The 11,457-nt window shown below is 60.7% G+C and carries 10 protein-coding genes; 1 reads left to right on the top strand and 9 read right to left on the bottom strand.

What is annotated here, in order from left to right:
* Nucleotides 1–3: 3 nt before the first annotated feature.
* Nucleotides 4–1,956 (bottom strand): cytochrome c/FTR1 family iron permease, encoded by a 1,953-nt coding sequence (locus C725_RS13965; RefSeq protein ID WP_008603826.1) that lies wholly within the window; start codon nt 1,954–1,956, stop codon nt 4–6.
* Nucleotides 1,957–2,052: 96 nt separating this feature from the next.
* Complete coding sequence (locus C725_RS13960) at nt 2,053–2,670, bottom strand: cation efflux transmembrane domain-containing protein (RefSeq protein WP_008603825.1); 618 nt, start codon at nt 2,668–2,670, stop codon at nt 2,053–2,055.
* 75 nt (nt 2,671–2,745) lie between these two features.
* Here C725_RS13960 and C725_RS13955 point away from each other — a divergent pair, with 75 nt between their 5' ends.
* A complete protein-coding gene (locus C725_RS13955) occupies nt 2,746–3,144 on the top strand; it encodes a MerR family transcriptional regulator (RefSeq protein ID WP_008603824.1) in 399 nt (132 codons plus the stop codon).
* Between the two features lie 137 nt (nt 3,145–3,281).
* Here C725_RS13955 and C725_RS13950 read toward each other — a convergent pair whose 3' ends face one another.
* The 7 genes from C725_RS13950 to C725_RS13920 form a co-directional block, all read right to left on the bottom strand.
* Nucleotides 3,282–4,676, bottom strand: a complete 1,395-nt coding sequence (locus C725_RS13950) for an aldehyde dehydrogenase family protein (protein ID WP_008603823.1) — start codon at nt 4,674–4,676, stop codon at nt 3,282–3,284.
* Nucleotides 4,673–6,313 (bottom strand): acetolactate synthase large subunit, encoded by a 1,641-nt coding sequence (locus C725_RS13945; protein ID WP_038283533.1) that lies wholly within the window; start codon nt 6,311–6,313, stop codon nt 4,673–4,675. Before C725_RS13945 ends, C725_RS13950 begins: the two co-directional genes overlap by 4 nt.
* 92 nt (nt 6,314–6,405) lie before the next feature.
* A complete protein-coding gene (locus C725_RS13940) occupies nt 6,406–6,894 on the bottom strand; it encodes a cation diffusion facilitator family transporter (protein WP_276324533.1) in 489 nt (162 codons plus the stop codon).
* Nucleotides 6,895–6,909: 15 nt separating this feature from the next.
* The gene (locus C725_RS13935; RefSeq protein ID WP_008603820.1) at nt 6,910–7,539 is read right to left on the bottom strand and encodes a cation diffusion facilitator family transporter; all 630 of its coding nucleotides are present in this window, start codon (nt 7,537–7,539) and stop codon (nt 6,910–6,912) included.
* Nucleotides 7,536–7,907 carry a SpoIIAA family protein gene (locus C725_RS13930; RefSeq protein ID WP_008603819.1) on the bottom strand — a complete coding sequence of 124 codons (372 nt, stop codon included), beginning with the start codon at nt 7,905–7,907 and terminating at the stop codon, nt 7,536–7,538. Before C725_RS13930 ends, C725_RS13935 begins: the two co-directional genes overlap by 4 nt.
* Before the next feature lie 22 nt (nt 7,908–7,929).
* Entirely contained in the window at nt 7,930–11,193 is a 3,264-nt protein-coding gene (locus C725_RS13925; protein ID WP_149864704.1) for an efflux RND transporter permease subunit, read from the bottom strand.
* A gap of 37 nt (nt 11,194–11,230) precedes the next feature.
* A partial coding sequence (locus C725_RS13920; RefSeq protein ID WP_038283531.1) for a permuted SH3 domain-containing protein occupies nt 11,231–11,457 on the bottom strand: 227 nt, incomplete at its 5' end.

Below are 11,457 nucleotides of genomic sequence, written 5' to 3'. Positions count from 1 at the left end.
CACCTATCCCTCGACAGCTGCCCGCTGCGGTCCCGATGGTGATCGACTTACCCGAAATCCGGCAATCAGGGCCAGCAGCGTGAGCAATTGCGCGCCGATCGTCTCGACAGTCGGGAAGAAGCCGAGTTCGGCGAGGCGCGGCAAGCCGGCAATGAAAGTGGCGGAAAGAACTCCGGCCTCCTGGAAAGCGCCCACGCCCTTGCCCGCGAGAATGACCGCAAGGATCGCAATCAGGATAGCACTGTAGCGGAAGAACTGGGTGATCGGCAGTTTGCGGCTGTAGCGCAGCATGACCCAAGCAATGAGCGCCAGCAGCGCTACTGCGGACAAGGCACCTGCCAGTATGATGCCGCTGCTCTGCGGGTTCCACAGGGCAGCGTAGAACAGGATAGTCTCGAACGCTTCCCGGTAGACGACCACGAACGCAAGACCGAAGAGAAACCATGCCGATCCGCGCGAGAGCGCCTTGCCCATTTTTTCCTGGATATAGCGCCGCCATTCCTCGGCCTGGGATTTTCCATGCATCCAAATCCCGACCGAGAGGAGAATGACAGCTGCAAGCAGCGCGCCGATCCCTTCGGTCATCTCGCGGCTCGCACCGCTGATGCTGACAAAATATGTCGCTACGACCCATGTCACAGTGCCTGCCAGTAGCGCGGCGATCCAGCCGCCATGGATATAGGGCAATACCTCGGAGCGCTGCGACTTTTTCACAAAGGCGATCATGGCGATCACAACCAGAAGTGCTTCGATCCCCTCGCGCAGCAGGATGGTGAACGCCCCGAGAAAGGTCGAGATTTCGCTGGCGGCCTCAGGAGCCAACGCTCCCTCGGCTCTGGCCAGCAGACTATCGATGCGAGCCCTTAGTTGCTGTAGTTCGGATGGATCCGCACCGGACTCTATTCCGGCCCGAAATTGCCCGAGCGCCTGTTCTACCTCGCGCATCAAACCGCCATCGCGCGTTGCAAGGAGGGCCTCCAGGGGTTCGAACCCGTCGAGATAGGCAGACAGGGCAAGCTGCCGCGCTTCTTCACGGTCGCCAGCCCGATAGGCTGACAGGCTGCGATCGAGCGTATCGCGAACGAAGGCGAGCGAACCTGCGTCATTTGCCTGTCCCACCGCATCGGGATTGGCGCGAAGATAGGCCATGATGGCGAGCGCACGGTCCTCGCCGATCTCCTCGGCCAGACTTTCCGGTGTGAGCGCGGCGAGCGTCTCGAGATCGGGGACAAGCTGGCGTATGCCATCATCTTCCCGCCAGATACGCTCGCCTTTGGCCACATCTTCAAAAGCAATGCTGCCGGCATAGAATGCAAGCGCCCAGCGATCCTCGTCGGACAGCGATGCGAAGCTGGCCATGGACGTTCCTTCCAGCCCCTGCGTGATGACCTGGTAAAGCCCGAACGCACTGCGCTGCCGCGCCCGGTCGATATCGGTAAAGTCGATCGGCGGCGGATCAAGCGCCTGCATTGCGGCTGGTGGCGCACTTCCGGCGGCGCCGTGGCACGAGGCACAGTTCTGCGCGAAGATAGTACGGGCGCGGACAAGGTCGGGCGCCTGCGAAGGGGCGAGCGGAACCGGGTAGGCTGTCAGCAACGAGGCTGCCAGCGCGCGCGCGAAGCGCCCAACTCGCTCGGCAGGTTCCTTGTTGGCGATCAGAGCTCGCAGCTGGTCCGATCGGCGGATGAGTGCTTGATTGTCTTTAGTGTCCGGAAATGCAGCAACCTGCCGCGCCACGACATCGGAAAACTCCACCATTTCGCGATATTCGAATTCGTCGGCAACACGTCCGTCGGAAACCGCGGAGGCGTAGTCGACCGCGATATAATCGAGCAGACGCCAGGTGGTTCGCACATCGGGTTCTTCCGCGTTCGCGGTGACGGACAGACACAGCGCAAGCGCCAGCAGAATGAGCCGCAGTGCCGGATGGACGGTGGCGGAGACGATGCGATGCATGAGGGGTCTCTATATCTGTTGCAATTAATTCGCAATAGTAGGGTCTAGACGGAAACGTATTTCCCTCAATCCGCAATCGCGGGCATATTCTGGAGTTTAGGTAGAGCGCAGTTCGCCACGTGCCTGTTTGAAGACTTCGGCACTTCCCCACACCGCCAGTCCTGCCATGATGCTCGCCACAACCAGATCGGGCCACGCACGGCCGGTGCCGAAAACGCCAATCGCTGCCGCCAGCACGGCGATATTACCGATCGCGTCGTTGCGCGAACAGATCCACACCGAGCGCATGTTCGCATCGCCCGAGCGATACCGGAACAGCATCGCGGCGACGGCGAGATTTACCGCCAAAGCAAGAGAACCGATGGCGCCCATCGTTCCCGGGTCGGGCGACGCCCCGACAAAAAAACCCCAGATGGCCGAGCCGAGCACCCACAGGCCGAAAGCCAGCATGGTCGCCGCCTTTACGAGAGCCGCACGCGCGCGCCAGACGAGCGCCATGCCCGCTACGCCGAGACTGATAGCATAGTTTGCCGCATCACCGAGAAAGTCGAGCGCGTCGGCCTGCAAGGCGCGCGAATCCGCAGCTATGCCTGCCACGATCTCCACACCGAACATGATTGCATTAAGGCCCAGCGCGATCCACAGAATGCGCCGCCATGTCGGATCGTTGTTGTTTGCACCGCCCTCATCGGGACCGCAGCAGGTCTTTCCCATTTACTCGACTCCTTGCGTCGATCCGCCCTATGCACCTTGTAGTAACTACAAGGTCAAGCCGCAGGAGCCTTTGTCATGAGAATTGGTCAACTTGCCCGGATAACCGGCGTCAAATCCGAAACAATCCGCTTCTACGAGCGCGAAGGTATCCTCGCTGCCCCTCCGCGCACGAAGGCCAATTATCGCGACTATGGACCTGCAGAGGAAGCGCGCCTTAACTTCATACGGCGCGCGCGTGATCTCGGCTTCTCGATGGCACGCATCAGGGAATTGCTCGATCTCTCCGATGATGCCGACCGGTCCTGCGCGGGCATTGACGCTCTGGCCAGAAGCCATCTCGGCGAAGTCGAGCGCAAGATCGCCAGCCTGGAGGCGTTGCGGACGGAGCTTGGGCGCATGATCGCTGCCTGCGAGCAAGACACGGTAGGCGATTGTCGCATCATCGATGCACTTGCCGGTACCACCGAGCCTTGATGCCCGCGCCTCGTGCGCCAGTTCGGTCAGGCTCGCCAATGCACGGCTTTTGTCCGCCGCCCCTAAGAGACTTAACTTCGGGAAAGGCCGACGAGTGCGAAGCTGCCCGTGTCGCCATCCCGGGTCTGTCGAACGGGTTATGATGCTGCTGTCGGCCAGTTCCAGACGGCCATTTTTTCAATGCTCATATCCTCCATCGTGTAGGCGATCCCGCCGACGCCAAGCCCGGAGCGGCGCAGCCCTGCAAAAGGCATCCAGTCGACGCGGAATGCCGTATGGTCGTTCACCATCACCGCCGATCCCGTCAGAGACCTGATGCAATGATTGGCGATTGACAGCCGATCGGTAAATACAGCGGCCTGAAAGGCGTAAGGCAGGGCATTGGCCTGCTCGATAGCCAGGTCGATATCGTCATAGCCATACACGCAGATCACGGGGCCGAAGATTTCTTCCTGGGATACCTTGGCGCTTTCCGGAGGATCAACAATGACGGTCGGGGAGAAAAGAGTGTCACTCAGACGGCTTCCCCCGCACACCAGGGTGCCTCCTGCTGCGATGGCTTCATCGACCCAGCGTTCGACGCGGTCAACTTCCTCCGTTCGGATCAGGGGTCCGCATTGGGTCCCAGCATCGGCGGGATCGCCCACGACCAGCTTTTCGGCAGCTCGCCCTAGGTCATTGGCGAAGTCTTTCAATTCTGCAGCAGGGACGAATACGCGCTGCACGGAAACGCAGACCTGACCCGAATGATAGAACCCGCCTTTTAGCAACGAGGCGATCACTGCTGCGCGCTCCACGCCGCTGTCCACGATTACCGGCGCCGCACCGCCGTGCTCGAGAGCAATGCGGGTTCCCGGCGCCAGCTTCGAGCGAAGCATCCAGCCGATTTTCGCAGAACCGATGAATGAGAAGAACGCCGTGCGCGGATCGGTTACCATTCTTTCGGCGACATTGTTGCTGCACGGAGCGAACCGGCACCAGGCCCCGGGCAGGCCGGCTTCATGGAGAATGCCCACGAAGCTCTGGCATGAAAGAGGCGTTTCCAGCGCAGGCTTGATGAGAACGGGGCACCCGGCTGCTACCGCCGGTCCAACCTGATGGACGATCAGGTTGAGCGGGTGATTGAATGCCGAGATCGCCACGACAGGACCGATCGGCTCGCGGAAGGTATATGCCGTCCTTCCCGCACCCGCTTCTGTCAGGTCCATCGGGATCTCGTGACCGCCGCCATCGCTGAGCGCCTGAACGCACAAGTCGACGCTGTTGATCGCGCGACCGGCTTCCACGCGCGCATCGACCAGGGGTTTGCCGCCCTCCCTGACGATCTGGAGAGCCAGATCCTCGGCTCGTTCGCGCATGATATCCGCAGCCCGCCGGAGGATGGCGACACGCTCGTGCACGGCAAGCCAGCCATGGCGGTCGCGGTGGAGCAACTGCGCTTCATTCAGCCATTCATCGATTTGAGCCCAGCCAACAAGCGGTACTTCTGCAATCGGCGAGCGGTCGAAAGGATTGTGAACGATCGTTTTCATAGCTCACACACCTTTGCGCCGAGTTCATCAATCAGCACCTTCTTGTTTTCGGAATAGTCGACAGGCAGATCGACAAGGTGCACGCCGCCCGCCTCGAATGCGGCGTTCAGGACCGCCACAAGATCTGCGCTCCGCTCCACCCGGTGACCGGTCGCTCCATAGCTTTTTGCGTAGGTGACGAAGTCGGGATTGGAAAAGGTCAGGCCGTAGTCCGGAAAGCCAAGCTGGTCCTGCTTCCAGCGGATCATCCCGTATGCTGCATCATTCAGAACGAGAACGACAAGGTTCAGTCCAAGCCTGACGGCCGTTTCCAGTTCCTGCGAGTTCATCATGAACCCGCCATCGCCGCATACCGCGAGCACTCTGCGCCCCGGCGCCAGCATCGCAGCCATCATGGCGGATGGAAGGCCAGCACCCATCGTCGCCAATGCATTGTCGAGCAGGATGGTGCCAGGCTCGTGGGCGATGTAGTTTCTGGCGAACCAGATCTTGTAGATGCCGTTGTCGAGCGCAACGATATCATCGCGCGCCATTACGCTGCGTACGTCGGCAACCACGCGCTGGGGGACCATTGGAAAACGTTCGTCGTCGCTGGTCTCGGAGATGTGCGATGCAATCTCGTGATGCAGGGCGGTATAATAGCTGCGGTCGCACTGCAGCTTGCCATCCAGGCGGTTTCCCAGCCGCTCGACCGATCCGGCGATGTCGCCGATGACCTCGAGCTGCGGGAAGTAGACCTGATCGACTTCGGCTGCCTTGTAATTGATATGGATGACGGTCTGCCCGCCCGGCTCCATGAAGAAGGGCGGCTTCTCCACCACGTCGTGACCGATATTGACGATCAGATCGGCCTTTTCGATTGCGCAGTGAACATAATCGCCCGACGATAGCGCCGCGGTGCCCAGATAGAGCTCGCTATCTTCATCGACCACGCCCTTGCCCATCTGGGTGTCGAAGAAGGGAAAGCCGGTATCAGACACGAATTTGCGCAACGCTTTCGAAGCGCGGCGGCGGTTCGCTCCGGCACCGATCAGGAGCAATGGCCGCTCAGCCGCGATGATGCGCTCGGCCGCTTCGTCGAGCGCAGCATCTCCGGCGACCGCATAACGCCTGTCATGCGGCGGTATGACCGGTTCGATCGTTTCCTCTTCAGCGATATCTTCGGGCAGTTCCAGGAGGACGGCTCCGGGTCTTTCTTCCTGCGCCAGGCGGAAACCTTCGCGAACGAGAGAGGGGATGCGGTTGCCGTTCACAATCTGGGTCGAAGCCTTGCAGAGCGGAGTGAACAGGGAAACGACATCGACGATCTGGAACTGGGCCTGTTTCGATGTCTTTATCGGCTTCTGTCCGGTAATGATGACAAGCGGAAAGGCCCCGAGCGCGGCATAGGCCGCCGGTGTGGTCAGGTTCGTCGCCCCAGGCCCGAGAGTCGCCAGGCACACACCTGCCTTGCCGGTCAGGCGGCCATAGGTCGCCGCCATGAAGCCAGCGCCCTGTTCGTGACGGGCCAGAACCAGCGTGATGGCGGAAGTTCGCAGCGATTCCAGAAGATCCAGGTTTTCTTCGCCTGGAACGGCGAAAACATATTCGACGCCCTCGGCTTCGAGTGCGGCGACCATGAGATCGGATGCTTTCATTCCTTGGTCCTCATTTTACGAGTTGCAGGGCGGTTCATGTCGTGCGCTGTCAAGCTGCTTACCCACAGCGACCGACCCGATCGCCGCGCTTGTCAATGGTCGTGGTCATGGTTGTGGTGATGGTTCTTCTCGACCTGATGGTCCGGGATCATGTCGGGATCACAGTTCGCCGCGAGACAGGCTTCGAACGTAGCATGGGCGATGGCGTGCTGCGTCTCGAGCATACCGCGAGCCCGCGCCTTCACATCCTCGAAAGCCTGCAACGAAGATTCGGCAGGAACGATATGCGCCTCAAGCGCGCGATAATGCTCGCTGATGCTCCAGACATGGACGTGATGGACGCCGGCCACGCCTTCTGTGTCACACAGGTCGCTCACAATGCGATCGAACTCGCTTTCGTCCGGCACCGCGCCCATCAAGAGACGCACCGTGCGAGGCAACAAAGTAACGCCCTGCCAGATCACAAAGTCACCAATGACCACCGTGATGGTCAGATCGGCGATATAAAGTTCGTATCGCAGAATGAGCACGCCAGCCACGATCACACCGGCCGAAGCCAGCGCATCGGACACATTGTGCAGGAAGATCGAATAGGGTCAATTCCTCTTCTCGCCGTGTTTGGTTCCCGCATCGTCGTGGCTATCCATGTGAGCGTCGCGCAGAATCTCGATGCCGCCATAGAGAGCGATGCAAGCTACCGCGATGCCCACAACGAGGTCGGGCCAGTTGGTTCCGGTCAGCATCACAATGATGCCGGCGATAATGATCCCGCCATTAGAGATAAAGTCGTTGAAGCTGAAGGTGGTCGCCGCCCGCATATTGACGTCCTTGTTCTCCATCTTCTGCAGCAGGCGCAGGCAATAGAGATTGACCATCCCCGCGATGAACGCCATCGCCATCATCAATATCCCGCCCGGATCGGACCCTTCCACAAACCGTCGGTAAGCATCGAAGATAACCCCAGCAGAGAAGATCAGCAGCATGATGCCGGAGAAACGTGCGGCCCCGCGTTTCCAGGTCCGTGAGCGGGTCAGCGCGAGCAGGCTGAGCGCATAAACGATGGCATCGGATGAATTATCGAGGCCGTTCGCCAACAGCGCATTAGAATCGGCAAAATACCCGACCGCGAAAAAGCCGATCGCGATGGCCACGTTAAGCCACAGGACAACCCACAGGGTCTTGCGCTTTTCAGGCGACCCGACATCGACCTCATGTCCGCCACTCATGCTGCGTCCTCCTTGGTTTGTACCCAGCTTTCCGCATGACTACGCTGTGTTGGCCGGAAGAACTTCATTTCGGTGCGGAAGAGTGAGGATGACAATTTCGTGCCCCACTCTTCCCATTCGCTGTCGCCGATTATGGCGATCCGGCCGAAACAATCCTTATGCCGGATGTCGAACTTGAGATCGCGCCAGAGACCTCCGAAGTTCCAACCCGAAAAGTCAGGCGCGAGCTCGATCACCATCGGGACGGTACCGGCCTCGCGCTCTGCGATATGTTCGAATTGGGGAACAAAGCGGTCATAGGCTTCATCCCCCTGCCTGCCTCCGGCACGTATCCAGAGCAGTCCGTTCTTTTCCTTCAGTGCCAGCACCGTATTCTCCTTTCCCGATCGGTCATGTGATGTCCTTCAGCTCGCGCTGCTCATCGCTTGTCACATTGCGCCGCAGCCTGTCCCACCAACGCTGTCGCCAGGTCCGGTCATCTTCTCTGGTCCCGAAAACCAGCTTCAAGATTGCGGGCAAGACGAAAAGGGTCAGCGCGGTGGCGGTGATCAACCCTCCAATGACGACTGTCGCCAAGGGACGTTGCACTTCCGCGCCGGTCCCGGTCGCAATGGCCATCGGCACGAAGCCGAGCGATGCAACGAGCGCGGTCATGAGAACCGGCCTTAGGCGCGCCAATCCACCATCGACGATGGCGTCATCGAGCGCCATGCCCCTGTCGAGCCGCTGACGGATCGCAGTCACCATCACGAGGCCATTCAAGGTCGCCACACCCGACAGGGCGATAAAGCCTACCGCCGCAGATACCGAGAATGGCATCCCGCGTAGAGCCAAGGAGAAAATCCCGCCTGCCAGGGCCAACGGGATCGCGCTGAATACGGCGAGCGCCGGCACCCAGCCCCCAACCGCCATGTAAAGCAGCAAGAGAATGACCGCGAAAGCGATAGGAATGACTATCTGAAGTCTTTCCTGGGCAGCCTGGAGGTTCTGGTATTGACCGCCCCACTCGATAAACGCGGCAGCGGGCAGTTCGACCTGCGCCGCAACCCTTTCCTGGGCCTCTTCTACAAAAGACCCGAGGTCGCGTTCTCGCACGTTGGACGAAACGATCACCAGTCTGCGTCCCTGTTCCCGGCGAACCTCCGCGAGACCATCCACCACACGGAACTCGGCAACCGAGCGTAGCGGTATGGTTGCCCCGTTCGGGAGCAGCACCGGCAAAGCACCCAACTGGTCGAAATCGTCGCGGGTCGCGTCCGACAACCGCACAACCACATCGAAGCGGCGATCGCCTTCGAAAACGAGGCCCGCAGGCCGACCGCCCAGTGCGATCGCCACCGATTGCGCAACGTCTTCGACCTTCAGCCCGTAACGGGCAATCGCTGGCCGATCGAAGGCAATATCGAGGGTGGGGAACCCGGTCACTTGCTGGACCTTGACGTCCGCGGCGCCGTCGACATTGCGCAGCACGCCCGCAACCTCGTTCGCCGCCGAGGTCATGGCGCTGAGATCGTCTCCGTAGATCTTGACGGCAACATCTCCGCGAACGCCTGCGATCAATTCGTTGAACCGCAATTCGATCGGTTGGCTGAACTCGTAAAGGTTGCCGACGAGACTGCTGAGGGCGCTCTCCATTTGCGCGACCAACTCGTCCTTGGCGAGGTCGGGATCGGGCCATTCCTCACGGGGTTTGAGGATCACGTACGCATCGGAAGCGTTCGGCGGCATCGGGTCACTGGCCACTTCCGCCGTGCCCGTCCGCGAAAAGACAAGCTCGACTTGCGGAAATTGCTCGAGCCGGTCCTCTACCCGCCTTTGCATCGCGAGCGAACGTTCGAGCGATGTCGAAGGAATACGCAGCGATTGCACGGCGATGTCGCGCTCGTCCAATTGCGGTGTGAACTCGCTCCCGAGGAAGCTGAACACGAAGGCCGCAAAGGCGAAGATGCCGACGCCCATGCCGATGACCGGCCAGGGGCGGGTGATCGCCTTGCGGACCAGCGGTCCGTATCGCTCCTTGGCGATCCGGATCGGCTTGACCTCCTTTTCCGTCAGCTTCTTGTTGAGCAGGATGGCGATCATTGCCGGGACGAAGGTCAGCGACAACACGAACGCCGAGGCGAGCGCGAGCATGACCGTGATCGCCATGGGTGAAAAGGTTTTGCCTTCGACGCCGGTAAAGGTGAGAAGCGGTGCGAAGACGAGAAGAATGATCGCCTGGCCGTACACGGTTGGCTTGATCATTTCCTGCGCGGCAAGCCGCGTTTCCGTCAACCTCTCACCAAGTGTAAGAAGTCGGCCCTCGTGTTCCTGTCGAGCCGCGAGCCTCGCGACGCTGTTCTCGACGATGATGACGGCACCATCGACGATCAGGCCGAAGTCCAGCGCACCCAGGCTCATGAGATTGCCCGAAACGCCGAGCCGGTTCATTCCGATCGATGCCATCAGCATGGAAAAGGGGATGACCAGCGCCGCGATGATCGCTGCCCGGATGTTGCCCAGCAGCAAGAACAGGATCGCAATGACCAGAAGCGCGCCCTCGACAAGGTTCTTCTCGACGGTCGCGATCGTCGCATCGACCAGGGAAGACCGGTTGTAGACGATCTCCGCGACAATTCCTTCCGGCAGGGAGCTGCGAACTTCCTCGAGCCGTTCGGCCGCCTCGGCCGACACGGTGCGGCTGTTCTCGCCCGCGCGCATGAGCACGGTGCCCACGACCGCTTCATCGCCGTTCAGCGACGCCGCGCCCGTTCGCAGGTCGCCACCGATGCTGACTGTGGCGACGTCACCTACGCGAATGGGGACCCCCTCGCGAGTGGAAACGACCGCCTGCTCGATATCCTCAACACTGCCGAGGCGCGCATCGACCCGGGCGAGAAGGGCTTCACCGGCCCGCTCGACGAAATTGGCGCCTTCGGCGAGATTGGCCGCTTCCAGCGCAGCGATTACTTCGTCGAACGACAAACCGTACCCGGTCAATCGCGCGGGATCGGGTTGAACGAGGTATTGCTTTTCGAAGCCACCGATCGAGTCGACACCTGCCACACCGTCGACCGACCGCATGAGGGGTGCAACCACCCAGTCCTGGATGGTTCGCAGATACGCAGCTTTGGCAACGTCGCTGTCGAGCCGGTCGCCACGTTCGGTTACGAAGCTCCCGTCGGACTGCCAACCGACCGCTCCCCCCCGCGGTGCTTCCTTGCCTTCAGGAAACTCGTACTCGATGGTATACATGAGCACTTCGCCCAAGCCGGTCGAGATGGGTCCCATCACCGGTTCGGCACCCTCGGGTAGGGAGGCGCTTATGGGCGTCAGCCGTTCGTTGACCTGCTGACGCGCGAAATAGATGTCGGTCCCTTCCTCGAAAATTGCGGTCACCTGGCTGAACCCGTTCCGCGATATCGAGCGGGTCATTTCCAGACCCTCGATACCGGCAAGCCCGGTTTCGACAGGATAGGTGACCTGCGTCTCGACTTGCGAGGGCGACAAGGCTGGTGCCTCGGTGTTGATCTGCACCTGTACGTTGGTGATATCGGGCACGGCATCGATGGGCAGGCGCAGCAAATTCACCACGCCATAGATTGCCACACCGAGCGTCAGCACGACCATCGCCCAGCGAAAGCGCACGGCGACGTCGAGGATCATGCCGATCAGGCCATGGCGGTGGGAGCGATCCGCGTCCTGCATGTGATCAGTGTCCATGCTCGGCCTCCTCCTTCTCGAGTTCAGCCTTCAGCAAAAAGGCATTGGCGGTGGCGATCCGCCACTGCGCTTCGAGACCGGACTCGATGACCACCCGTCCTCCCGAACGCGCACCGGTGACCACCGGACGGGCTTGAAACCCGCGGCGCGTGCGAACGAAGACCACTTCTGCGCCATCAATTGTCTGGACAGCACTTTCCGGCACCGACATGCGGC

Source organism: Pacificimonas flava, assembly GCF_000342165.1.
In the GTDB taxonomy this organism is placed as follows: Bacteria; Pseudomonadota; Alphaproteobacteria; order Sphingomonadales; family Sphingomonadaceae; genus Pacificimonas; species Pacificimonas flava.
Note: the sequence above shows the minus strand (reverse complement) of the source record. Positions and strands in the feature narration are given on the sequence as shown.